The organism is Streptomyces sp. WG7 (assembly GCF_049975785.1).
In the GTDB taxonomy this organism is placed as follows: Bacteria; Actinomycetota; Actinomycetes; order Streptomycetales; family Streptomycetaceae; genus Streptomyces.
This window is the reverse complement of record NZ_JBNGGE010000025.1, coordinates 86742-111152: the sequence shown is the minus strand read 5'-3', so window position 1 is coordinate 111152 and position 24411 is coordinate 86742. Positions and strand designations below refer to the sequence as shown.

Sequence of the window (24411 nt, the reverse complement as noted above, 5' to 3'; positions counted from 1 at the left end):
CGAACCCGGAAGCTAAGCCTTACAGCGCCGATGGTACTGCAGGGGGGACCCTGTGGGAGAGTAGGACGCCGCCGAACAATCTTTGGAAAGGACCCTTGGTCCCCAGCGTTCAGCTGGGGACCAAGGGTCCTTTCGTTTTTCCAGAGCGCATCGGGTACCCGGTTGCGCGAGAATGACTTGCAGTACCGAAGACAGGAGTCACCGATGCCCACCAACTCTCCCGACGACCGACCGGAGCGCGACCAGCGGCGACGGGACAGTGGTGACCGCGGCGACCGAAGCGGTCAGCGCGGGGACCGTGGCGGGTTCCGTCGCGACAACGACCGTGGTGAGCGCGGTGGCTTCCGTCGTGACGACCGACGGGATGACCGTCGTGACGACCGTGACCGTGGACCGCGTCGTGACGATCGTGACCGCGGCGGGGATCGCGGGTTCCGCCGTGATGACCGTGGTGGCGACCGCCCCTCCTTCCGGCGTGACGACCGCGGTGACCGTGGTGGCGACCGCCCGCCGTTCCGGCGCGATGACCGCCGTGGCGATCGGCGCGATGACCGGGGTGGCGACCGCCCGCCGTTCCGGCGTGACGACCGTGGTGACCGTGGTGGCGACCGTCCCCCGTTCCGGCGTGACGACCGTGGCGACCGTCCCCCGTTCCGGCGTGACGACCGTGGCGACCGTGGTGGCGATCGCCCGCCGTTCCGGCGCGATGACCGCCGTGACGATCGGCGCGATGACCGTGGTGGCGACCGCCCTCCCTTCCGACGTGACGACAACCGCGGCGAGCGCGGCGGCTTCGGTCGGCGTGAGGACAGCCGCGGGGGCGACCGTGGCGGTTTCCGCGGCCGGGACGACCGCGGTGGACGTGGTGGGCCCCGGCGCGACGACCGAGGCGGGCGTCCCGGTGGGTTCCGTGGACGTGATGACCGGCACGGCGGCGGAGGCCGTTTCCGCGAGGAGCGGGACCGTGACCGCGAGCCGATCAAGCGCCTGCCGATCCCGGAGGAGGTCACGGGCGACGAGATCGACAAGGACGTACGGCAGGAGCTGCAGAGCCTGCCCAAGACGCTCGCGGAGGACGTCGCCAGGAACCTGGTGATGGTCGCCCGGCTCCTCGACGAGGACCCGGAGGCGGCGTACGCCTACTCCAAGATCGCTCTGCGTCTGGCGTCCCGTGTCGCCGCCGTACGGGAGGCGGGCGGGTTCGCCGCGTACGCCAACCAGAAGTACAGCGAGGCGCTGGCCGAGTTCCGGGCCGCGCGGCGGATGACCGGGTCCGTCGAGCTGTGGCCGGTCATGGCCGACTGCGAGCGCGGCCTCGGCAGGCCGGAGAAGGCGCTGGACATGGCCGGCGCCCCCGAGGTGCACAAGCTGGACAAGGCCGGCCAGGTCGAGATGCGGCTCGTGGCGGCCGGTGCCCGGCGTGACATGGGGCAGCTGGACGCGGCCATCGTGACGCTGCAGAGCCCCGAGCTGGCCTCCAGTTCCGTACAGCCGTGGACCGCACGTCTGCGGTACGCCTACGCGGACGCCCTGCTGGCCGCCGGCCGGGAAGCGGAAGCACGGGAGTGGTTCGCGAAGGCCGTGGAGTCCGACCGGGACGGCAGCACGGACGCCTCCGACCGGCTCGCCGAGCTGGACGGCGTGGAGTTCACGGACGCCCTCGACGAGCGCGAGGACGAGGGCGGCGCGGTGACTCCCGCCGTCGAGGACGAGCGCGGCGAGCAGGACTGACGCGTCCAGGGCAGGACGACGAAGGGGCGGGACCGGCGCACGGTCCCGCCCCTTCGTCGTGCCGTGTCACAGGTCCAGCGCGCGCAGCACCAGGCCCGAGGCCGGCTTCGGGCCGAAGGACGTCGACTTGCGGGGCATAGTGACGCCCTGCCGGGCCAGGTCGCGGACGACCTCCTCGCGGACCGGGTGCATCAGTACCGCTGTACCGCCGTCGCGTTCCGCCTTCTCGACGGTGGCCGCGGTGTCGTGGATGTAGGAGATGTGGGCCGCGGTGTCGTCGGGGATGTGCCAGACGTGGGCGAGGAGCGTGGCGTGCAGGACGGTGGCGTCCAGAGTGCGCCAGGCCTCGGGGCGGTCGGTGGGGACCGTACGGGCCAGCAGGCCGGGATCCGGTCGGTCGACGAGATGAAAGGCGCCGTCGCCGGCGAGCACGAAGGCGTTTCCCGACGCTGCCGCCTCGGCGAGGGCGTCCAGGGACTCCGCCAGCGGTACGTCGAGGCGGCGGACGCGGAAGTGGCCCTCCAGGGCGGCCACGGCGTCGCGCACCGGGAGGTCGTGCAGCAGGCGGTGGATGGCGCGGACCCGGAGCGGGTAGCGGGCCGTGTCGACCAGGAGGACGAGGCCGTGGTCCCACGGGCTGGGGGAGGGGTGTTCCGCGCGGAGCGTGCGGTAGGTCGCCCAGCGGTGGTGGCCGTCGGCGATGAGGGCCTGGTGCCGGGCCAGTTCGGACCGGACGCGGGTCAGGTCGTCGGGGTCGGTGACCGACCACAGGCGGTGGCGGAAGCCGTCCTCCGTGGTCGTCGCGAGAAGCGGGGGCTGTTCGGCGGTGCGTTCCACCACGGTGGTCGTGGCCGCCGTGGCGCCGTTGCCGCGGTAGGTGAGGAGCAGGGGCTCGAGGTTGGCCCAGGTGGCCCGCATGAGGGCCGCGCGGTCGGCGACGACGTGCGGCATGACGTCCTCGTGCGGCAGGACGACCTGTTCCGAGGGGTCCGACACGCGGAGGGCGCCGATGATGCCGCGTTGCAGCATGCCGTCGCCGTCGCTTTGTTCGTAGACGTACAGGCCAGGCTCGGAGTCGGCGGTCAGTACGCCCTCCGCCAGCCAACGCCGCAGGGTGTCGGCGGCCTGTTCGTTGCGGGCCTCGGGCGTGGCGGCCTGGGGGAGGATCAGGCGGACGATGTTGTGCGGGTCGGCCGACTCGAGGTGGAGCAGGCCGTCGGGGCGGACCACGACGTCGTAGGGCGGGGACGTCACGGCGGCCAGGCTGCCGACCCGGTCGGGGTCGTAGCGGAGGCCTCGGAACGGAGTGAGTTCCAGGCCCCGGCGCGCCGTTGCTTCCGGGGGACCTGCAGAGTTCATCCCGGCATCGTACGTGTGTCAGTGGTATGGGGGATGATCGGGGGAAAGCCGTCGAACGAGGAGCGATACCAGATGAGCCGGAGCGTCAGGACGAGGCCCGAGGGCAGTGGGCGGGGCCTGAGCGAGGCGTACGACACGGCGCTGCTCGACCTGGACGGCGTGGTGTACGCCGGGGGGAACGCGATCGACCACGCGGTCGACTCGCTCGCCACGGCCCGCGCGGGCGGCATGCGTCTGGCGTACGTCACGAACAACGCGCTCCGGACCCCCGACGCGGTGGCCGCGCACCTGACCGAGCTGGGCATACCGACGGGCGCCGACGACGTCATCACGTCGGCGCAGGCGGTGGCCCGGCTGATCGCCGAGCAGGTGCCGTCGGGCGCCAGAGTGCTGGTGATCGGCGGCGAGGGGCTGCGGGTGGCACTGCGTGAGCGCGGCCTGGAGCCGGTGGAGTCGGCGGAGGACGATCCGGCGGCGGTCGTGCAGGGATTCGGCGGGCCCGAGCTGCCGTGGGGGCGGTTCGCCGAGGCCTGCTACGCGATCGCGCGCGGCGTGCCGTGGTACGCCTCCAACACCGACCTGACGATCCCGGGCGCCCGGGGCATCGCACCGGGCAACGGCGCGGCGGTGGAGGTCGTACGGATCGCCACCGGAGCCGATCCGCAGGTCGCGGGGAAGCCGTTGCCTCCCATGCACCGCGAGACCATCCTGCGGACCGGCGCGCAGCGGCCGTTGGTGGTGGGCGACCGGCTGGACACGGACATCGAGGGCGCGTTCAACGGGGAGGTCGACTCGCTGCTCGTTCTCACCGGAGTGACCGACGGCGCCCAACTGCTGGCGGCGCCGCCCCAGCACCGGCCGACGTACGTCGACGCCGATCTGCGCGGGCTGCTCACCGGGCAGCCGGAGGTCACGGGCGACGGAGACGGGGGCGCCGGGTTCCGCTGCGGCGGCTGGACCGCCACGGCCGGCGAGGAGCGGCTGCGGCTGGAGGGCGAGGGCGCGGCACTGGACGGCTTGCGTGCGCTGTGCGCGGCGGCCTGGACCGCGGGCGGGGAAGCAGGGTGCGAGCTCGATCCGGGAAAGGCGTTGGCACGACTGGGGTTGTGAGCCGTCGTACGGGGAAGGAGCCGGGGCCGGGCCTCGGGGGTGCGGGGGATGATCCTCGGGATCGTGATCGGTTGGCAGGGTAGGCTAACCTAACTGCGTGTTGGTCGACAGTCCCCCCGAACAGCGCGCGGAGACCGCCCCCGCGCCGCCCCCGAAGCGCCGTGTCCTGCGTGCCGTCGGGCTGCCCGTCTCCGCAGCGGTCCTGGTGCTCGTCGCGTTGGCGAGCATCGCGATCGGCGCGAAGGACCTGTCGCTGGCACAGGTCTGGCACGGCCTGTTCCACGACTCGGGCACGTACGGCGACGTCGTGGTCGGCGAGCGGCTGTCGCGGACCGTGCTCGGTCTGCTCGCCGGCGCCGCGCTCGGCCTCGCGGGAGCCGTACTGCAGGCGCTCACCCGCAACCCGCTGGCCGATCCCGGCCTGCTCGGTATCAACGCGGGTGCCTCCGCGGCGGTCGTCACGGCCATCACCTTCTTCGGCGTCACCTCCCTGACCGGGTATGTGTGGTTCGCCTTCGCCGGTGCGGCGGGGGTCGGCGCGCTGGTCTGGTTCCTGGGCGGCAGCCGGGGGGCCACGCCGGTGCGGCTGGTGCTGGCCGGCACCGCGATCAGCGCCGCGCTCTTCGGCTACCTCCAAGCCGTGATGATCATGGACGACGCGGCGCTGGGCAGGATGCGCTTCTGGACGGTCGGTTCGCTCTCCTCGGCGACGAACGGCACCATCAAGGAGGTGCTGCCGTTCTTCGTGGCGGGCACGGTCCTCGCCCTCGCGCTCTCCCGGCCGCTCAACGCCATGGAGATGGGCGACGACACGGCCAGGGCCCTCGGCGCCAACCTCAACCGCACCCGGGCGCTGTCCATGCTCGCGGCGACCGTGCTGTGCGGGGCCGCGACCGCCGCCTGCGGACCGATCGTGTTCGTCGGACTGATGGTCCCGCACATCGTCCGCTCCTTCACCGGGCCCGACATGCGCTGGATCCTGCCGTACGCCGCGATCCTGTCGCCCGTGCTGCTGCTGGGCGCGGACGTCCTCGGCCGGATCGTCGCCCGGCCCTCGGAGCTCCAGGTCGGCATCGTCACCGCCGTCCTGGGCGGGCCGGTCTTCATCTATCTCGTACGACGGCGGAGGACGGCCCAGCTGTGAAGACCGTGAAGACCGCGAGGACCGTGAAGACCGCGAAGACCGCGAGGACCGTGAAGACCACCCGAGCCGTGCGAAGCCCGGGCGGGCTCTCGTTCCGCCTCGACGTCCGGACCGTGCTCGTCGTCGTCCTGCTGCTGGTCGTCGCGCTCGCCGCGAGCGTCGTGCTGATCGGCACCGGCGACTTCCCGATACCGGTCGGCGACGTGCTGAGGACCCTGGTCGGCGAGGGCGACGCCGGCCAGGAGTTCATCGTCAACGAACTGCGGCTGCCGCGGGTCCTGGTCGGACTGCTGGTCGGCGCCGCGCTCGGGCTGGGCGGCGCGCTGTTCCAGGCCATCTCGCGCAACCCGCTCGGCAGCCCGGACGTGCTCGGCCTCGGGCAGGGGGCGACGGCCGGCGCCCTCACCATGATCGTCCTGTTCTCCGGCGGCTCGACCCAGGTCACCGTCGGCGCGCTCGTGGGCGGCCTGGTGACCGGCCTCGCCATCTACCTGCTCGCCTGGAAGCGGGGCGTGCACGGTTACCGGCTCGTCCTGGTCGGTATCGGCATGTCCGCGATCGTCACGGCGGTCAACGGCTACCTGCTCACCCGGGCCGACATCGTCGACGCCTCCCGAGCCGTCGTCTGGATGACCGGATCCCTCGACGGCCGCGACTGGAGTCAGGTCTGGCCCCTGCTCGGGCTGTGCGCCGTGCTCGTCCCGCTCGTCCTCACCAACGGGCGGGCGCTGCGGATGATGGAGATGGGCGACGACATCTCGTACGCCCTCGGAGTGCGCGTCGAGCGTGTGCGGGCGCTGCTGATGGTGGCCGCCGTGCTGCTCACCGCCGCGGCCACCGCCGCCGCGGGCCCGGTCGGCTTCGTCGCGCTCACCGCGCCGCAGCTCGCCCGCCGCCTGACCCGTTCGCCGGGCCCCAACCTGCTGCCGTCCCTGTGCATGGGCGCCGCCCTGCTGGTCAGCGCCGACTTCGTCTCGCAGCGCGCCTTCGGCGCCGACCAGCTGCCCGTCGGCGTGGTTACCGGCGTGCTCGGTGGCGTCTACCTGCTGTGGCTGCTGGTCACCGAGCGCAAGGCGGGCCGGATATGAGCGCCGGCGCCGGCAAGCGCAGCGGGCTGAACAACCAAAGGAGCAACGTGAACCGCCTGACCGCCGAGAACGTCACCCTCGCCTACGACCAGCGGGTCATCGCGGAGAAACTGTCGGTGGAGATACCCGACAACTCCTTCACCGTGATCGTCGGCCCGAACGCCTGCGGCAAGTCCACCCTGCTGCGCGCCCTGTCACGGATGCTCAAGCCCACCCAGGGCCGCGTGCTCCTCGACGGGTCGGTGATCCAGTCGATGCCCGCCAAGCAGGTCGCGCGGACCCTCGGCCTGCTGCCGCAGTCGTCCATCGCGCCCGACGGCATCACCGTCGGCGACCTCGTCGGCCGCGGCCGCTACCCGCACCAGGGCATCCTGCGCCAGTGGTCGACGGAGGACGAACGGGTCGTCCAGGAGTCGATGGCCCAGACCGGCATCTCCGAACTCGCCGACCGCTACGTCGACGAGCTCTCCGGCGGCCAGCGCCAGCGTGTGTGGATCGCCATGGCGCTCGCCCAGCAGACCCCGCTGCTGCTGCTCGACGAGCCGACGACGTACCTGGACATCCAGCACCAGATCGACGTCCTCGACCTGTGCGCGGAACTCCACGAGGAGCAGGGCCGCACGCTCGTGGCCGTCCTGCACGACCTCAACCACGCCGCCCGGTACGCCACCCACCTCATCGCGCTGCGCGGCGGGGAGGTCATCGCGGAGGGCGCGCCGAAGGACATCGTCACGGCCGAGCTCGTCGAGCGCGTCTTCGGGCTGGGCTGCCAGGTCATCGACGACCCGGAGACGGGTACGCCACTGGTGGTGCCGGCCGCGCGCAAGGCGCGCGGCGGAGGCGGCGCCCAGCGCGAGAAGGTGGCGGTTACAGAAGCTTCCTGAGGCGGAACAGGTCCCGCAGGCCCGCCTCCAGCTTCACCCGGCCCGAGCCCCAGGCCTTGGCGAAGTTCAGCTCGCCGTCGACCAGGGCCACCAGGTCGTCGCCGGTCATCGCCAGCCTGATCTCGGCCTTCTCGCGCGGCGGCCCGTCCAGGGTCTCGCGCACGTCGATCCGGCCGTCCGCCATGCGTCCGGCGAAGGTGACGTCCAGGTCGGTGATGTGACAGCTCACCGAGCGGTCCAGCTCGGTGGCCGACCGCACGTCCCCTTCGGCGCCCCGCATGTTGTCCGAGAGCTTTTCGAGTGCGGCGCGGCACTCCTCTGTCGTCGCCATCGGGACCGACCGTACCTCAGCGGTACGCGGTAGCGTCGGGGCATGAGCGACGCAGTACCGGAGCCCCGGGAGCCGGAGGACGCACGCCCCGCGTACGAGCCCGCCGCGCCCGCCCCCCTGGACGTCCCCCGCGCCCCCACCGGGAACGCCGAGGTGGACGCCCGGCTGGCACGGCTGGCGGACGCCGACCACCTGGCCACGGACGGACACGTCGAGGTGTACGAGGATGTGCACCGGGGGTTGCGCGACGCGCTGACCGCGCTCGACGCCCGCCCGGGGCCTCCGGCTCCCGACCGTCACCCGACCACCACCCCCCGACGTGGCCCTTTCGGCCACGAGACCCATTCGTCGTACGAACACAGGAGCTGAACCGAACGTGGCAGGAGTCGCACGCCGCCGTCTCGACGCGGAGCTGGTCCGCCGCAAGCTGGCGCGCTCGCGCGAGCACGCGAGCCAGCTGATCGCCGCCGGGCGGGTCACCGTCGGCAAGATCGCCGCGACCAAGCCCGCCACGCAGGTGGAGACCGCTGCCGCGATCGTGGTGAGCGCCGACGACAGCGACCCGGACTACGTCTCGCGCGGCGGCCACAAGCTGGCCGGTGCCCTGTCGGTGTTCGTCCCGCAGGGGCTCGTCGTCGAGGGGCGGCGGGCGCTGGACGCCGGCGCGTCCACCGGAGGCTTCACCGACGTACTGCTGCGGGCGGGCGTCGCGCACGTCGTCGCCGTCGACGTCGGATACGGACAACTCGCCTGGACTCTTCAGCAGGATGAACGCGTCACCGTCAAGGACCGTACGAACGTGCGCGAGTTGACGCCGGACGCGATCGACGGGGAGCCCGTGGACCTCGTCGTGGGGGACCTGTCCTTCATCCCGCTCGGACTGGTGCTGCCCGCGCTGGTGCGCTGCACACGGCCGGGCGCCGACCTCGTGATGATGGTGAAGCCGCAGTTCGAGGTGGGCAAGGAGCGGCTGGGCAGCGGCGGAGTGGTACGCAGCGCGCAGCTGCGGGCCGAGGCCGTACGGGGAGTCGCCCGGACGGCCTGGGAGCTGGGACTCGGAGTGAAGGGGGTCACCGCCAGTCCGCTGCCCGGTCCCTCCGGGAACGTCGAGTATTTTCTGTGGCTGCGGGCCGGGGCCGACGAACTGGACCCGGCCGACGTTGACCGTGCAGTGGCGGAGGGGCCGAGTTGACACAGAACCGAGCGCGTACTGTTTTCCTGCTCGCCCACACCGGGCGTCCCGCCGCCATCCGCAGCGCGGAGCTCGTGGTCAAGGGGCTGCTGCACGCCGGGCTCGGCGTGCGCGTCCTGGAGGCCGAGGCGCGCGACCTGCCGCTGCCGGACGAGGTGGAGCTGGTCGGGGAGGCCACCCCGCAGTGCCTCGACGGGTGCGAGCTGCTCATCGTGCTGGGCGGTGACGGGACGCTGCTGCGCGGCGCCGAGTTCGCCCGCGCGTCCGGAGTGCCGATGCTCGGCGTCAACCTCGGCCGGGTCGGCTTCCTCGCGGAGGCCGAGCGCGACGACCTCGACAAGGTCGTCGACCGGGTGGTGAGCCGGGCGTACGAGGTCGAGGAGCGGATGACCGTCGACGTCGTCGTGCACCGCAACGGCGACATCGTGCACACCGACTGGGCGCTGAACGAGGCGGCCGTGCAGAAGGCCGGTGCCGAGAAGCTGCTGGAAGTCGTGCTGGAGATCGACGGCCGGCCGGTGACCGGGTTCGGCTGCGACGGCATCGTGCTGTCGACGCCGACCGGGTCGACCGCGTACGCCTTCTCGGCCGGGGGGCCGGTGGTGTGGCCCGAGGTCGAGGCGCTGCTGATGGTGCCGATCAGCGCGCACGCGCTGTTCGCGAAGCCGCTGGTGACCTCGCCGGACTCGGTGCTCGTGGTGGAGGTGCTGCCGCACATCCCGCCGGGGGTCCTGTGGTGCGACGGGCGGCGGACGGTGGAGTTGCCGCCGGGGGCGCGGGTGGAGGTGCGGCGGGGCGCGGTGCCGGTCCGGCTGGCCCGGTTGCACCACGCTTCGTTCACGGACCGGCTGGTGGCGAAGTTCGCGTTGCCGGTGTCCGGGTGGCGCGGGGCGCCGCACTAGGGGTGTCGTTTGGATCTTGCCGGGGTCGCGGGGTCCGGCACGCACATCTGCGGCGTTGTCGTCGGTTGCCAGGGCTCCGCCCTGTCGCCCTCCTCCGCCTTGCAGCCGCACGCACCAGACCCCGCTCGACTCCGATTGCAAGGCGCCGTTGCCTGGAGCCGACCTGATCCAGACGACACCCCCTAGCGGACTCGATGGAGTGGTTCTGCCGAGCCCCGGCCGCGGGCCGTCCGCGGCCGGGGCTCGGCGGCTCAGCCGCCGTCAGCACGGTTCCGCGCCCCTGAGCGGCACCCGGTCCCCGGGGTGACACGGGCGGCCTGTGTGCGCGCCCCGCCCTCGACCTCGTATGGTCGTGTCCGTGCTTGAGGAGATGCGGATACGGTCGCTCGGAGTCATCGACGACGCCGTTGTCGAGCTGTCGCCCGGGTTCACCGCTGTCACCGGTGAGACGGGTGCCGGCAAGACCATGGTGGTCACCAGCCTGGGGCTGCTGCTGGGCGGACGCGCGGACGCGGCGCTCGTGCGGATCGGGGCGAAGAACGCGGTCGTCGAGGGGCGGATCGCCGTGCCCGGGGACGCCGCGGTCGCCGTCCGGGCCGAGGAGGCCGGGGCCGAGCTGGACGACGGGGCGTTGCTGATCAGCCGTACCGTGTCCGCCGAGGGGCGGTCGCGCGCGCATCTCGGCGGGCGGTCCGTGCCCGTGGGGGTGCTCGCCGAGCTGGCCGACGAACTGGTGGCCGTGCACGGGCAGACCGACCAGCAGGGGCTGCTCAAACTGTCCCGGCAGCGGCAGGCGCTGGACCGGTACGCGGGCGACGCGGTCGCCGGACCGCTCGCCAAGTACGCCGGGGCCTACCGGCGGCTGCGGGCCGTCGTCACGGAGCTGGAGGAGATCACCACGCGCGCGCGGGAGCGCGCCCAGGAGGCCGATCTGCTGCGCTACGGCCTCGACGAGGTGTCGGCGGTCGAGCCGCGCGCCGGTGAGGACGTGGAGCTGGCCCAGGAGGCGGAGCGGCTGGGCCACGCCGAGGCGCTCGCGTCGGCGGCCACGGTCGCCCACGCCGCCCTGGCGGGCAATCCCGAGGACCCCGAGGGTGTGGACGCGGCGACGCTCGTCGCGGGCGCACAGCGGGCCCTGGACGCCGTACGGTCGCACGACCCGGCGCTGGCCTCGCTCGCCGAGCGGATCGGCGAGGTCGGGATCCTGCTGCGTGACGTGGCCGGGGAGCTCGCCGGGTACGCCGACGACCTGGACGCCGACCCGCTGCGGCTGGCGGCGGTCGAGGAACGGCGGGCCGCGCTCACCGCGCTGACGCGTAAGTACGGCGACGACGTCGCCGCCGTGCTGGCCTGGGCCGAGCAGAGCGCCGCCCGGCTGACCGAGCTGGACGGCGACGACGAGCGGATCGGCGAGCTGACCGCCGAGCGGGACGCGCTCCGGGCGGAGCTGGGCGGGCTGGCGCAGGCCCTGACCGACGCGCGGACGGAGGCGGCCGAGCGGTTCGCCGCCGCGGTGACGGCCGAGCTGGCCTCGCTCGCCATGCCGCACGCGCGCGTGTCGTTCGAGATCCGCCAGACCGAGGACCCCCAGGGCGTGGAGGTCGGCGGGCGCACGGTCGCGTACGGGCCGTCGGGCGCCGACGAGGTCGAGCTGCTGCTCGCCCCGCATCCGGGGGCGCCGCCGCGGCCGATCGCCAAGGGCGCGTCCGGCGGTGAGCTGTCGCGCGTGATGCTGGCCGTGGAGGTCGTGTTCGCGGGTACGGACCCGGTGCCGACGTACCTCTTCGACGAGGTCGACGCCGGGGTCGGAGGCAAGGCGGCGGTGGAGATCGGGCGGCGCCTGGCGCGGCTGGCGAAGAGCGCCCAGGTCGTGGTCGTCACGCATCTGCCGCAGGTGGCGGCGTTCGCCGACCGGCAGCTGCTGGTGGAGAAGACGAACGACGGGTCGGTGACCCGGTCCGGTGTGAAGGTGCTGGAGGGCGAGGAACGGATCCGGGAGCTGTCCCGGATGCTGGCCGGCCAGGAGGACTCGGAGACGGCCCGGGCACACGCGGAGGAACTGCTCGCGACGGCCAGGGCGGACGCGTAGAGGCACGGTCGCGGCGCCCGTAGGGTGGCCGGATGGCCAACCGCAGTCGCCCGATCGGCTCCTCCTTCGCCCTCGCCGCCGCCCTCGCGCGGACCGGCCTGACCGTGCTGCGCGCCACGGCCCCCGGCGGCCGGGAACGCTGGGAGCGCGGGAACCACGCCGGACGGGCCGTGGATCTCCACGCCGGACCCGCGTGCGCCGTGGCCGCGGCGGTGGGGACGGCGCGGGTGCGGCCCGCCGCGGGGTTCGCCGTGCTCGCCGCCGGGGCCCGCGGGGCCTACGACGACGCGGTGGGCGCCGGGGATCCCCGGCGCGGGTTCCGGGCGCGTCTGTCGGCCCTGCGGCACGGCGAGGTCACCAGCGGGGCGGTGAAGCTGTCCGGGCTCGCCGCGGGCGCGGTGCTGAAGGAACGGCCCCTGGACAAGGTGCTCGCGGGTGTCGTCGCCGGGGCCGCGCACTTCGTCAACCTGGTGGACGTACGCCCGGGGCCGGCCGGCGCGTCGGTCCTCGCGCTCGGGGCGCCGGGGCTGCCGCGCAAGGGCCCCGGAGCGGAGGCGGCCGCCGCCGTGGGGGCCGCCGCGGCCGTGCTGCCCGACGACCTAGCCGAGCGCACGATGCTCGGTGACACGGGAGCGCACGCACTGGGCGCGGCCCTGGGTGTCGCGGTGGTGGCCGGGAACGGACGGGCGGCGCACGCCGCGGCACTCGTCGCCGCGGCGTCGTGCGGGGAGAGGGCGAGCGAGGCAGCACACTCACTCGTGTGAGTGAACTGGCCCTGTCCCGTTGCCCCGACGGTCCCCTTTCGCGAGGGCCGTCGTTCCCGGAACACCCGTACGGCCTGGCATCCTTGACGGAGTGACGCGCAGGATCCGCGCGGCGCGTCCCCTCCGCACCGTCCTTCTGTACGTTCTTCGTGACCGTTCCCCGCCGAACCAGGAGTTCCCGGCCACGTGACCCCTGTGAGCAGCCACTCACCGCACGGCCGGTCGCCGCTGCGCACCGTGCAGGTGCTGGGCGGTGGCAACGCCGGCAGCAGCGCACACGTGCGCTCCCTGGCCGCGGGGCTCGTCGCACGGGGCGTGAAAGTGACGGTGTGCGCCCCCTCCGAGGCGGAACGCACCTACGACTTCACGGGCGCCGGAGCCGGCCACGTGCATGTGCCGCGCAGCAGCGATCCCGTCTCCGTGGCCGCCCTGCGGGCGGTGTGCTCGGACGCCGACCTGGTGCACGCGCACGGGCTGCACGCCTCGTTCCGTGCCGCGCTGGCCCTCGGCGGGCGGCGGATCCGTACCCCGCTCGTCGTCACCTGGCACGACCGGGTTCCTGCCGAGGGGGCGCGCGCCCAACTGCTGCGCGTGCTGGAACGACGGGTGATGAAGGCCGCCACCGTGGTGCTCGGCGCCACCTCGGAGCTGGTCGACCGGGCGCGGCGGACGGGCGCGCGGGACGCCCGGCTCGGCCCCGTCGCGCTCCCCGCGCGGCCCTGCCGGGCGGCCGAGTCCGACGACCCCGACCGACGGCCCCCGAAGGTCCGGGCGGAACTCGGCGCCGTCGGCCGCCCGTTGCTGATCGCGGTCGGTTCCCTGGAGCGGCACCGCGGGTACGACGTCCTGCTCGACGCGGCGCGCGCGTGGCGCCGCCTCGATCCGGTGCCGCTGGTCGTCGTCGCCGGGGAGGGCCCGCTGCGCGGGGAGTTGCAGCGGCGGATCGAGGACGAGGAGCTGCCGGTGGTGCTCATCGGCAGCCGCGACGACATCACCGACCTGCTGGGGGCGGCCGATCTCGCCCTGCTGCCGAGCCGTCGGGAGGCGCGCTCCGTCCTCGCCCAGGAGGCCCTCCACGCGCGCGTGCCGCTCGTCGCGAGCGACGTGGGCGGCATCCCCGAACTCGTCGGCGACGCCGCCGAACTCGTCCCGGCCGGGGACGCGGAGGCCCTCGCGGACGCCGTCGTCCGGCTGCTCGCCGAACCCGGGCGGTGCGAGGAGCTGAAGGACAGGGGCGTACGGCAGGCGGCCACCTGGCCGACCGAGGACGAGACCGTCGCCCAGGTCCTCAGTGTCTACGACGAGTTGACGCAGCCCGGGCCGCTGCTCTAGGCAGGCTCCGTCAGGGCAGGTGGCGGCGCGCCCGCAGGGCGAGGCTCAACGCCAGGACGGTCTGCGGGTCGTCGAGGTCCGTGCCGAGCAACTCCCCGATCCTCGCCAGCCGGTTGTACAGCGTCTGCCGGTTGAGGTGGAGTTCGCGCGCCGTCTCCGCCTTGCGTCCCGCGTGCGCCAGGTACGTCTGGAGGGTGGGCAGCAGGGGCGGCTTGGAACGGTTGTCGTGGTCGCGCAGGGGGCCGATCGCCCGGTCCACGAAGGCCGCGAGGTCCGGATGGTCGCGCAGCCGCCACAGCAGCAGGTCGATGTCGAGGCGCCGGGCGTCGTACCAGGGCCGTTCGGTGAGGCCCTGGGCCGCGGTCGCCGTCTCCGCCGCGTGCCGCAGGCCCGCCGACGCCGCCGCCCAGCCGCCGGCCACGCCGACGACCACGACGGGCGGCCGCGCCCCCGGCTGCCGCATCCCGGCCCGTTCCACGCCCGCCCGCAGCGCCGCCGCGACCCGGTCCGCGACCGCCGCCCGCTCCGGCTCCGCGCGCAGGCCCAGCAGGAGCGGCACCCGCCCCTCCACCGGCCGTACGCCCAGCAGGGCCGGCACCCCGACCGAGGCCAGCTCCTCGGCGACCGCGCGCGCCAGCACCGCCCAGCCGCCGCCGGCCGGGGACAGGGCGTCACCGAGCCGCATCACCACGGGGAGCAGCGGGCCGGCGCCCGGTTTGAAGCCCAGGACGCGGGCCTGCGCAGGGGCGTCCTCCGCGGTGATCCGGCCCTCGGCGAGGTCGGTGAGGAAGTCGCCGCGCCCGCGCGCCGCCAGTTCCTCCTCCTGCCGCGCCTGCATCAGCACCACGGCGAGGATGCCGGCCGCCCGCTCCGCCGCCATCCGGTGCACCGGCGCGAGCGGGGACCGTACGGGCAGCAGGACGAGCCGGGCGCGTACCGGTCCGGCGCCGGGGCCGCCGCCGGGCACGTCCACCAGGACCGAGCCCGCCGGGGGCGGGGCGTCCTTGTGGGGGCCGCGCAGTCCCTCCCAGACCTGGAGCGGGTCGGCGCCCTCGGGCCCGGAGCCGGCGGCGTACAGCAGACGGCCGTCGGTGGTCTCCAGGAAGACCGGATTGCCGCCGAAGCCGGCCAGGATGCCGAGCACCTGAGGAACTCCACCGCCGCCGAGGAGCGCCTCCGTGCAGCGGCGGTGCACCTCCTCGGCACGCTGGAGCAGCGCGTAGTGGCCGTTGACGATCTCGGTGTGGATCTCCTCGGTGACCGTCACGAACGGCACCTCGCGGTGCAGCTGGACGAGCGGGAGGCCGGCCGTGCGGGCGGTGTCCACGAGGGCCGCGGGGAGTTTCGCGAAGCGCGGGCCGAGCTCCACGACCAGGGCGGCGATGCCGCGCTCGGCGAGGGTGCGGACGAACGCGCGCTGCTCGGCGGGGCGGGTGCCGAGGCCGTAGCCCGTGGTCAGGAGGAGCTCGCCGCCCTTGAGGAGGGAGGCGATGTTGGGTACCTCGCCGGCGTGGACCCAGCGCACGGTGCGGTGCAGGCGGTCGGCACCGGCGAGGATCTCCGGCAGGCCGCTGCGGAGGCCGGGGAGCTCCAGGGCGCGCTGCACGGTGATCCCCGAGGGCGGGGGTGCGCTGGGGGTGTTCATGCAGCGGACGGTACCCGGGGGTGGGGGCGGTGGGTCGAGTCGCCCGGCGCTTGCCGGCTGCCCGGCGTGGGCGTGAGCCGGCGTGGGCGTGAGCCGGGGTGGGGCGTGCGCGGCCCGGCGCTACGGGGACGCCGCCGCACCCACCCTCCCCCCACTCTCGGCTTCGCTCGAGCGGGGGTACCCCCATCGCCCCAGAGGCACGGGTGCCCGCAGCGGCGGCCGTCTCAGCCCCCGTACGCCCCGCTCGCCGTGAGACGGAGTGCCGTGTCGATCAGGGGCACGTGGCTGAAGGCCTGCGGGAAGTTGCCGACCTGGCGCTGCAGGCGCGGGTCCCACTCCTCGGCGAGCAGGCCCAGGTCGTTGCGCAGGGCCAGGAGCTTCTCGAAGAGCTTCCTGGCCTCGTCCACCCGGCCGATCATCGCCAGGTCGTCGGCCATCCAGAACGAGCAGGCGAGGAAGGCGCCCTCGTCGCCGGGCAGGCCGTCAACGCCCTCGTCGCCGCCCTCCGTCGGGTAGCGCAGGATGAAGCCGTCCGACGTGGACAGCTCGCGCTGGATGGCCTCGATGGTGCCGATGACCCGCTTGTCGTCCGGCGGCAGGAAGCCCATCTGGGGGATCAGCAGCAGTGAGGCGTCCAGTTCCTGGGAGCCGTAGGACTGCGTGAAGGTGTTGCGTTCCTTGTCGTAGCCCTTCTCGCACACGTCGCGGTGGATGTCGTCGCGCAGCTGCTTCCAGCGCTCCAGCGGGCCGTCCGCGTCGCCGGACTCGATGAGCTTGATGGTGCGGTCGACGGCGACCCAGGCCATCACCTTGGAGTGCACGAAGTGGCGGCGCGGGCCGCGCACCTCCCAGATGCCCTCGTCCGGCTCCTGCCAGTGGTCCTCCAGGTAGCGGATCAGCTTGAGCTGGAGCACCGAGGCGTAGTCGTTGCGGGCCAGGCCCGTCATGTGGCCCAGGTGAAGTGCCTCGGTGACCTCGCCGTAGACGTCGAGCTGGAGCTGGTGCGCCGCGCCGTTGCCGACCCGGACCGGGGTGGAGCCCTCGTAGCCGGGCAGCCAGTCCAGCTCCGCCTCGCCCAGCTCGCGCTCGCCGGCGATGCCGTACATGATCTGCAGGTTCTCCGGGTCACCGGCGACCGCGCGCAGCAGCCACTCGCGCCAGGCGCGGGCCTCCTCGCGGTAGCCGGTGCGCAGCAGCGAGGAGAGGGTGATCGCCGCGTCGCGCAGCCAGGTGTAGCGGTAGTCCCAGTTGCGGACGCCGCCGATGTCCTCCGGCAGGGAAGTGGTGGGCGCGGCGACGATGCCGCCGGTGGGGGCGTACGTCAGGGCCTTCAGCGTGATCAGGGAGCGGACCACGGCCTCCCGGTAGGGACCGTGGTACGTACAGTGCTCGACCCAGTCGCGCCAGAAGTCCTCCGTCGCCTCCAGCGACTGCTCCGGCTCCGGCAGCGGCGGCGGCTCCTTGTGCGAGGGCTCCCACGAGATGGTGAACGCGATCCGGTCACCCGGAGCGACCGTGAAGTCCGCGTACGTGGTGAGCGCCTTGCCGTAGGTCTCGGCCTCCGTGTCGAACCACACGGAGTCGGGGCCCGCGACGGCCACCGTGCGGCCCTCGTGCTTGTGCACCCAGGGGACGACGCGGCCGTAGCTGAACCGCATCCGCAGCTCCGAGCGCATCGGCACCCGGCCGGAGACGCCCTCCACGATCCGGATCAGCTGCGGCGCGCCGTCGCGCGGCGGCATGAAATCGGTCACCCGGACGGTGCCGCGCGGGGTGTCCCACTCGGACTCCAGGATCAGCGAGTCGCCGCGATAGGTCCGCCGGGACGCGGTGGGCGGCTCGGCGCCGGGGGCGTAGGCGGGGCCCATCCGCCAGAAGCCGTGCTCCCCGGTGCCCAGCAGACCGGCGAAGATGGCATGCGAGTCGAAGCGGGGCAGACACAGCCAGTCGACTGTGCCGTCCCGGCAGACCAGGGCAGCGGTCTGCATGTCTCCGATGAGTGCGTAGTCTTCGATGCGCCCGGCCACGTGCAACTCCAGTCGAACGGCCACGTCACCCCGCATGGGGGCGGTCGCTGGTGCGGTCAAGGGGGTGTGTCTTGCGTCGTTGAGTCATGAAGCAAAGCAGCCGTCCGGCCGGGAAGCCAAACGCTGCGCCGCACACGACGATTGTCGCCAACGCGGTGCCGCGAGCGACAATTGTCGCTCAACGAACTGACGAGCTCTCGTTGTTCCGGTGCTGACGGGCGAGGGGTGGTGCCATGTCGCCGGGCGGGCTCGGCAGCGAACGTCCGAGCAGGATACGACGCACGTAGATGATCTGTGTGCCGCTCCGGACAACCCGGGTCCGCCGAAAGGGTGACCACCGGGTGAGGAAACGGTGAGCCGCGCGTCTGAGTGCCGGAGCGTGCGCGGAGGGTGGCCGGAAGCCGCCGCCCCGAGGCGCTGATACGCTGGTAGCCCGTGGACCGGTGGGAGAAAAACCCCGGAACCGCAGCGACGGCGCCGCCGACGGCAACCCGGTACGACCGGGCCGGACGACGAGCGCACAGCACCCCAGACCGCGACCACGGGAGCCCCCCTTTGGCCATGCCGCCCAAATCCTCGACGACCAAGCACATCTTCGTCACCGGGGGTGTCGCCTCCTCGCTCGGCAAGGGGCTGACCGCCTCCAGCCTCGGCATGCTGCTCAAGGCACGGGGTCTGCGCGTCGTGATGCAGAAGCTCGACCCGTACCTCAATGTCGACCCTGGCACGATGAACCCCTTCCAGCACGGTGAGGTGTTCGTCACCAACGACGGTGCCGAGACCGACCTGGACATCGGCCACTACGAGCGTTTCCTCGACCGCGACCTCGACGGCTCCGCCAACGTCACCACCGGCCAGGTCTACAACACGGTGATCGCCAAGGAGCGGCGCGGCGAGTACCTGGGCGACACGGTCCAGGTCATCCCGCACATCACCAACGAGATCAAGCACCGCATCCGCCGCATGGCGACGGACGAGGTGGACGTCGTGATCACCGAGGTCGGCGGCACGGTCGGCGACATCGAGTCGCTGCCGTTCCTGGAGACCGTCCGCCAGGTGCGGCACGAGGTCGGCCGCGACAACGTCTTCGTCGTCCACATCTCGCTCCTGCCGTACATCGGCCCCTCGGGTGAGCTGAAGACGAAGCCGACCCAGCACTCGGTCGCGGCGCTGCGCAACATCGGTATCCAGCCGGACGCGATCGTGCTGCGCTGCGACCGCGAGGTGCCGACCGCGATCAAGCGCAAGATCTCCCTGATGTGCGACGTCGACGAGGCCGCCGTGGTGGCCTGCCCCGACGCCCGCTCGATCTACGACATCCCCAAGGTCGTCCACACCGAGGGCCTGGACGCCTACGTGGTCCGCAAGCTGGACCTGCCGTTCCGCGACGTGGACTGGACGACCTGGGACGACCTGCTCGACCGCGTCCACAACCCCGACCACGAGATCACCATGGCCCTGGTCGGCAAGTACATCGACCTGCCCGACGCCTACCTGTCGGTCACCGAGGCGCTGCGCGCGGGCGGCTTCGCCAACAAGGCCCGCGTGAAGATCAAGTGGGTCACGTCCGACGACTGCAAGACCCCGGCCGGCGCCAAGGCGCAGCTCGGTGACGTCGACGCCATCTGCATCCCGGGCGGCTTCGGCGACCGCGGAGTGCTGGGCAAGGTCGGCGCGATCAAGTACGCCCGCGAGAACAGGATCCCGCTCCTCGGCCTCTGCCTGGGCCTGCAGTGCATCGTGGTCGAGGCCGCGCGCAACCTGGCCGGCATCACGGACGCCAACTCCACCGAGTTCGACCCGGCCACCGGTCACCCGGTCATCTCCACGATGGCCGAGCAGCTGGACATCGTGGCCGGTGAGGGCGACATGGGCGGCACGATGCGACTCGGCATGTACCCGGCCAAGCTGGCCGAGGGCTCCATCGTGCGCGAGGTGTACGACGGCAAGGAGTACGTCGAGGAGCGGCACCGCCACCGCTACGAGGTGAACAACACCTACCGCGCGGAGCTGGAGAAGAAGACGGGCATCGTCTTCTCGGGCACCTCCCCGGACGGCAAGCTCGTCGAGTACGTCGAGTACCCGCGCGACGTCCACCCCTACCTGGTCGCCACGCAGGCCCACCCGGAGCTGCGCTCCCGCCCGACCCGCCCGCACCCGCTCTTCGCCGGGCTGGTCAAGGCCGCGGTCGAGCGGAAGACGGCGAAGTCGAAGTAACACACCGGTTGTACGGTGGCCGGGGCGCGCGCATTCGACGGCGCGGGCCCCGGCTTTTCGCGTACGTCTGGAAGGGCAGGTCAGGTATGACGGGCAGCACGATCAAGGACATCCCCGAGGAGTGGGAGGTCCGGGGCACCGAGACGCCCTTCCGCGGCAAGAAGACCTCCGTCCGCACGGACGACGTGGTCATGCCCGACGGCTCCGTGGTGACCCGCGACTACCAGGTCCACCCCGGTTCGGTGGCCGTCCTCGCCCTGGACGACGAGGGGCGGGTGCTGGTCATCCGGCAGTACCGGCACCCCGTGCGCGAGAAGCTGTGGGAGATCCCGGCCGGTCTGCTCGACGTCCCGGGTGAGAACCCGCTGCACGCCGCGCAGCGCGAGCTGTACGAGGAGGCTCACGTCAAGGCCGAGGACTGGCGGGTGCTGACCGACGTCTACACCACCCCCGGCGGCTGCGACGAGGCCGTACGGATCTTCCTCGCCCGCAACCTGTCCGAGGCCGACGGCGAGCGCTTCGAGGTCGAGGACGAAGAAGCCGACATGGAGCTGACGCGGGTGCCCGTCGCGGAGCTGGTGCGGGGCGTGCTCGCGGGTGAGCTGCACAACAACTGCCTGGTCGTGGGCGTGCTGTCGCTGGTCGCGGCGGAGCAGGGCGACGGACTCGACACCCTCCGCCCGGCGCAGGCGCCGTGGCCGGCGCGTCCGTTCGAGGCCTGAGGAACACCCCGTCCGGCCTTGGTATGACCATCGGTTGATCCGATCGGGGGATGTGCCCGCCGCGCTCCGCCGGGAACGTAGCAGAGCGTGAACTAGGCTCTGGAAACGCCCGAACCGGGGTTCCGGCGGGCGCCGGCGTGCGGTGGGATCGGGAGTGTGGCCCGTGACGGATCAGGCGGTGGACACGGACGGCGTACGGCTGTCGGAGGACCCTGCTGAGGAGAATCGGTTCCTGGGCCGCATCCGGGAGTTGAAGGAGCTGCGCGCCGACATCGAGCGCGCGGGACTGGACACCCTCTCCGGCCGCAAGGCCCCCCGCGCGCGCGTGCTGCTCATCGCGGGCCGGCCCGGCTCCGGCCGCACCGCGCTCGCCGAGGAACTGGTCGCCCAGGTCGCCGACGCCTACCCCGACGGCGTGCTGCGCGCCCGGCTGAGCGAACCGGACGGCACCCGCGTGCCCGTCGGGCGGCTCGCCCGGGAACTCCTCACCGAGCTGGACCGTCCCGCCCCGCCCGGCGCCGGCGAGGACGACCTCACCGAGGCCCTCCGCACCGCCCTCGCCGACCGCAGGGTGCTGCTCCTGCTCGACGACGCGGCCGACGCCGAGCAGGTCGACGCCCTGTTGCCGGACACCCCCGACTGCCTGGCCGTCGCCGTCTCCGAGGGCCCGCTGACCGGCATCGCGGACGTCCGTCCGTGCACGCTGGGGGGCCTCGACACCAAGTCGGCCGTGGAACTGCTCTCCCGGCACACCGGCTCGGTCCGCATCACCGTCGACCCCCGCGCCGCCGAGCAGCTGGCCGAGGTCTGCCAGGCCCAGCCCGCCGCGCTGACCCTGGCCGGCGGCTGGCTCGCCGCCCGTCCCCAGGCGGCCGTCGCCGACCTCGCCAAGCACATGCACACGGAGGGTGACGAAGGCACCCCGCTCAGCCGCGTCTTCCGCCTCGCCTACGCGTCGCTGCCCGGCCCCGCCGCCCGGATACTGCGGTTGCTCTCCCTCGCTCCGGCCGGTCTGGTCGACCCGCACACCGCCTCCGCGCTCGCCGGCTGCTCGGTGAACGGCGCCCGCACCACCCTGGACGACTTCGTCGCCCTCGGCGTGCTGCGCGCGGTCGACTCCCCGCTGCCCGAGTACGAGGTCCCCGGGTGCCTGCACGGCCGGCTGAGGGCCCTCACCGAGACCCACGACCGCCCCGCCGAGATCCAGCTCGCCCGCGCCCGCATGCTGGAGCGGACGGTACGGCTGCTCCAGTCCTGCCGGGCGGTCACCGAGACCGACAGCCCGCAGGCCCGTGAGAAGCTCCTCGCCACACCACGAGACCTCCGTTTCCCCACCCCGAGGGCCGCCGCCGACTGGCTGCGCGTCCGCCGGCCCGCCCTGCTCGCCGCGGCCCGGCTCGCGGTCGCCGACGGGGAACTGGACACCCTCGCCCGGAGACTGCTGTCCCAGCTGGTGCGGGCCATGGTCGCCCACTTCGGCACCCGGGCGGCGGCAGCCGACCTGTACGGCGTCCACCGCCTCGTCCTCGACGTGGCCGAGCGCCGCGAGCTGCCCCGGGAGAAGGCCGCGGCCCTGCTGAACCTGGCCGACCTGGACGCCCGCACCGGCCGCACCGCCGAGGCCCTGGTGCGCTACCGCGCCGCGCTGGACGCCGGACGCGAGGCGAACGACCCGTACGCGACCGGCCGCGCGATGGAATCCGTAGGCGGCGCCCACCTGGAGCTCGGCGACTACGACCGGGCCGCCGACTGGTTCGGCCGGGCCCTCGCCCAGCGGCTCGCCCGGCACGAGCGCGCCGACGCCGCCCGGATCTACGGCCGCACCGCCACCGCCCACACCTACGCGGGCCGGTACGGCGAGGCGCTGCGGTGCTGGCGCGCCGCGGTCGCCGGGTACCGCAAGGTGGGCGATGTGGCCGCGCACGCGCGCGCGTTGAGCGAACTGGCCCGGGTCCAGGAGTACGCCGGACGTCCCGAGGAGTCGTTGCGTACCTGCCAGGAGGCCGTCGACTGGGCGCGCAGGGCCGAGGACGTCCGGCTCCAGGCCGCGCTGCACCTGCGGCTGGCCGACACGCTCGACCGTCTCGGCGATCCCACGGCGGCCGGCATGCAGCGGAGCGTGGCCGAGCGCATGCTGAGGGAAGACACCGCCGAAGCCTGCGAAATCCGCAGCTCAGGGTCTGAAGATTGATGCTTTGAAAGGCTGGACACACGGAACACCTTCATTAGACTGGCTCTGCCGCACGTTCTTGCGGTCTCTCCCGTTGTGCGTACGTGTGCGCGGGTATGTGTAGCAATAGCCCAACCCTCTGAGCCAAGGACCGTGATCGACGTGAAGGTCGGTATCCCCCGCGAGGTCAAGAACAACGAGTTCCGGGTGGCCATCACCCCCGCCGGCGTGCACGAGCTGGTGCGCCACGGTCACCAGGTCGTCGTCGAGCGCGAGGCCGGCGTCGGATCCTCGATCCCGGACGCCGAGTACGTCGCGGCCGGCGCGCGGATACTCGACACCGCCGACGAGGTCTGGGCCGCCGCCGACCTGGTGCTGAAGGTCAAGGAGCCCGTCGCGGAGGAGTACCACCGCCTCCGCAAGGACCAGACGCTCTTCACCTACCTGCACCTGGCCGCCTCCAAGGAGTGCACGGACGCGCTCGTCGAGGCCGGCACCACCGCCATCGCCTACGAGACGGTCGAGCTGCCGAACCGGGCGCTGCCGCTGCTGGCCCCCATGTCCGAGGTCGCGGGCCGGCTGGCCCCCCAGGTCGGCGCGTACCACCTGATGGCCGCGAACGGCGGCCGCGGTGTGCTGCCGGGCGGCGTCCCCGGCGTGCTGGCCGGCCGGGCCGTCGTCATCGGCGGCGGCGTCTCCGGCTGGAACGCGGCGCAGATCGCCATCGGCATGGGCTTCCACGTGACCCTGCTCGACAAGGACATCACCAAGCTCAAGGAAGCCGACAAGATCTTCGGTACGAAGATCCAGACCGTCGTCTCCAACGCCTTCGAGCTGGAGAAGGCCTGCCTGGAGGCCGACCTCGTGATCGGCGCCGTCCTGATCCCGGGCGCCAAGGCCCCGAAGCTGGTCAGCAACGAGCTGGTCTCCCGGATGAAGCCCGGAAGTGTCCTTGTCGACATCGCGATCGACCAGGGCGGCTGCTTCGAGGACTCCCACCCGACCACGCACGCCGAGCCGACCTTCCCGGTCCACAACTCGGTCTTCTACTGCGTCGCCAACATGCCCGGCGCGGTGCCGAACACCTCCACCTACGCGCTGACCAACGCCACGCTGCCGTACATCGTGGAGCTGGCGAACCGCGGCTGGGCCGAGGCGCTGCGCCGTGACCCCGCGTTGGCCAAGGGCCTCAACACGCATGACGGCAAGGTCGTTTACAAGGAGGTCGCCGAGGCGCACGGCCTGGAGCACGTGGACCCGGCCGCCCTGCTCGCCTGACGCCCGCACGAGCCGTCGGCCGCCGTCGGCCGCCGTCGGCGGCTGTCGTCGGCCGGTAAATCGGCTAAGTCATCAACCGGGAAAGGCGATACGTCAACAGTCGCCGTCAACCCCGCACACCCGGCCGGACCTTGCCCGACAAGGTCCGGCCGGGTGTGTGTATGGTCACTTTGCGATTCTCGGTCAACTCGCCTCGAACGTAACGCTTCAACCGATTCGCGCACCGGTGAAACCTGCTGTGCGACGGCCGTACGCCCTTGACAGAGGGTTGTTTCATTGCCGACACATCCGGCCGGGTCCGGCGGATTGTGTTGCTGCGGACGGCCGACACGCCATAGAGTCGCCGAACGTCGGCATGGTGCCACGCTGACCTGTCTAGAAGTTTCCTGGTCACCAAGGAGGTAAGACGACTTGTGAATGAGTCGA

The 24411-nt window shown here is 72.9% G+C and carries 20 protein-coding genes and 1 rRNA gene; 16 read left to right on the top strand and 5 right to left on the bottom strand.

Annotated elements, in window-relative coordinates; translation table 11 throughout:
- Nucleotides 1-77, top strand: a 5S ribosomal RNA gene (rrf, locus tag ACP4J0_RS23575); the annotation flags it as partial.
- A gap of 121 nt (nt 78-198) precedes the next feature.
- Here rrf and ACP4J0_RS23570 read toward each other — a convergent pair.
- Nucleotides 199-930 (bottom strand): hypothetical protein, encoded by a 732-nt coding sequence (locus ACP4J0_RS23570; protein WP_426600655.1) that lies wholly within the window; start codon nt 928-930, stop codon nt 199-201.
- 57 nt (nt 931-987) lie between these two features.
- Between ACP4J0_RS23570 and ACP4J0_RS23565 the strand changes: the two genes are divergently transcribed.
- Nucleotides 988-1731, top strand: a complete 744-nt coding sequence (locus tag ACP4J0_RS23565; RefSeq protein WP_426554867.1) for a hypothetical protein — start codon at nt 988-990, stop codon at nt 1729-1731.
- Between the two features lie 66 nt (nt 1732-1797).
- On the opposite strand, the gene ACP4J0_RS23560 is transcribed toward ACP4J0_RS23565, so the two are convergent.
- Nucleotides 1798-3090, bottom strand: coding sequence for a DUF1015 domain-containing protein (locus tag ACP4J0_RS23560; protein ID WP_426600652.1), 1293 nt, complete (start codon nt 3088-3090; stop codon nt 1798-1800).
- A 72-nt stretch (nt 3091-3162) separates the two neighbouring features.
- Here ACP4J0_RS23560 and ACP4J0_RS23555 point away from each other — a divergent pair, with 72 nt between their 5' ends.
- The 4 genes from ACP4J0_RS23555 to ACP4J0_RS23540 all read left to right on the top strand — a co-directional run bounded on the left by ACP4J0_RS23555 (nt 3163) and on the right by ACP4J0_RS23540 (nt 7316).
- Nucleotides 3163-4200, top strand: a complete 1038-nt coding sequence (locus ACP4J0_RS23555) for an HAD hydrolase-like protein (protein ID WP_426600651.1) — start codon at nt 3163-3165, stop codon at nt 4198-4200.
- A 97-nt stretch (nt 4201-4297) separates the two neighbouring features.
- Complete coding sequence (locus tag ACP4J0_RS23550) at nt 4298-5344, top strand: FecCD family ABC transporter permease (protein WP_426518365.1); 1047 nt, start codon at nt 4298-4300, stop codon at nt 5342-5344.
- 50 nt (nt 5345-5394) lie between these two features.
- The gene (locus ACP4J0_RS23545; protein WP_426600654.1) at nt 5395-6432 is read left to right on the top strand and encodes a FecCD family ABC transporter permease; all 1038 of its coding nucleotides are present in this window, start codon (nt 5395-5397) and stop codon (nt 6430-6432) included.
- Nucleotides 6429-7316, top strand: coding sequence for an ABC transporter ATP-binding protein (locus tag ACP4J0_RS23540; protein ID WP_426600650.1), 888 nt, complete (start codon nt 6429-6431; stop codon nt 7314-7316). Before ACP4J0_RS23545 ends, ACP4J0_RS23540 begins: the two co-directional genes overlap by 4 nt.
- Here ACP4J0_RS23540 and ACP4J0_RS23535 read toward each other — a convergent pair.
- Complete coding sequence (locus ACP4J0_RS23535) at nt 7300-7647, bottom strand: SCP2 sterol-binding domain-containing protein (RefSeq protein ID WP_426600649.1); 348 nt, start codon at nt 7645-7647, stop codon at nt 7300-7302. The two genes, ACP4J0_RS23540 and ACP4J0_RS23535, sit on opposite strands and share 17 nt — an antisense overlap.
- A gap of 42 nt (nt 7648-7689) precedes the next feature.
- Between ACP4J0_RS23535 and ACP4J0_RS23530 the strand changes: the two genes are divergently transcribed.
- The 6 genes from ACP4J0_RS23530 (at nt 7690) to ACP4J0_RS23505 (ending at nt 13926) form a co-directional block, all read left to right on the top strand.
- The gene (locus ACP4J0_RS23530; protein WP_426600648.1) at nt 7690-8016 is read left to right on the top strand and encodes a hypothetical protein; all 327 of its coding nucleotides are present in this window, start codon (nt 7690-7692) and stop codon (nt 8014-8016) included.
- Nucleotides 8017-8023: 7 nt separating this feature from the next.
- Entirely contained in the window at nt 8024-8839 is an 816-nt protein-coding gene (locus ACP4J0_RS23525) for a hemolysin (RefSeq protein ID WP_426600647.1), read from the top strand.
- Nucleotides 8836-9741: an NAD kinase gene (locus tag ACP4J0_RS23520; protein WP_426600646.1), complete on the top strand. Its 906-nt coding sequence runs from the start codon at nt 8836-8838 to the stop codon at nt 9739-9741. Before ACP4J0_RS23525 ends, ACP4J0_RS23520 begins: the two co-directional genes overlap by 4 nt.
- A 346-nt stretch (nt 9742-10087) precedes the next feature.
- Entirely contained in the window at nt 10088-11830 is a 1743-nt protein-coding gene (gene recN, locus ACP4J0_RS23515; RefSeq protein ID WP_426600645.1) for a DNA repair protein RecN, read from the top strand.
- A gap of 32 nt (nt 11831-11862) precedes the next feature.
- The gene (locus ACP4J0_RS23510; protein ID WP_426600644.1) at nt 11863-12594 is read left to right on the top strand and encodes a hypothetical protein; all 732 of its coding nucleotides are present in this window, start codon (nt 11863-11865) and stop codon (nt 12592-12594) included.
- A 186-nt stretch (nt 12595-12780) separates the two neighbouring features.
- Nucleotides 12781-13926 carry a glycosyltransferase family 4 protein gene (locus ACP4J0_RS23505; protein ID WP_426600643.1) on the top strand — a complete coding sequence of 382 codons (1146 nt, stop codon included), beginning with the start codon at nt 12781-12783 and terminating at the stop codon, nt 13924-13926.
- 10 nt (nt 13927-13936) lie between these two features.
- On the opposite strand, the gene ACP4J0_RS23500 is transcribed toward ACP4J0_RS23505, so the two are convergent.
- Both ACP4J0_RS23500 and ACP4J0_RS23495 read right to left on the bottom strand, forming a co-directional pair.
- Nucleotides 13937-15571 carry a PucR family transcriptional regulator gene (locus ACP4J0_RS23500; RefSeq protein ID WP_426600642.1) on the bottom strand — a complete coding sequence of 545 codons (1635 nt, stop codon included), beginning with the start codon at nt 15569-15571 and terminating at the stop codon, nt 13937-13939.
- A gap of 224 nt (nt 15572-15795) precedes the next feature.
- Nucleotides 15796-17598 (bottom strand): glycoside hydrolase family 15 protein, encoded by a 1803-nt coding sequence (locus tag ACP4J0_RS23495; RefSeq protein WP_426600653.1) that lies wholly within the window; start codon nt 17596-17598, stop codon nt 15796-15798.
- A gap of 561 nt (nt 17599-18159) precedes the next feature.
- Between ACP4J0_RS23495 and ACP4J0_RS23490 the strand changes: the two genes are divergently transcribed.
- From ACP4J0_RS23490 to ald, 4 genes are all read left to right on the top strand, one after another.
- The gene (locus ACP4J0_RS23490; protein WP_426600641.1) at nt 18160-19815 is read left to right on the top strand and encodes a CTP synthase; all 1656 of its coding nucleotides are present in this window, start codon (nt 18160-18162) and stop codon (nt 19813-19815) included.
- An 86-nt stretch (nt 19816-19901) separates the two neighbouring features.
- Nucleotides 19902-20537 (top strand): NUDIX domain-containing protein, encoded by a 636-nt coding sequence (locus ACP4J0_RS23485; protein WP_426600640.1) that lies wholly within the window; start codon nt 19902-19904, stop codon nt 20535-20537.
- 163 nt (nt 20538-20700) lie between these two features.
- Complete coding sequence (locus ACP4J0_RS23480; RefSeq protein ID WP_426600639.1) at nt 20701-22728, top strand: tetratricopeptide repeat protein; 2028 nt, start codon at nt 20701-20703, stop codon at nt 22726-22728.
- Nucleotides 22729-22860: 132 nt separating this feature from the next.
- Entirely contained in the window at nt 22861-23985 is a 1125-nt protein-coding gene (gene ald, locus ACP4J0_RS23475; RefSeq protein WP_426600638.1) for an alanine dehydrogenase, read from the top strand.
- The last annotated feature ends 426 nt before the right edge of the window (nt 23986-24411 follow it).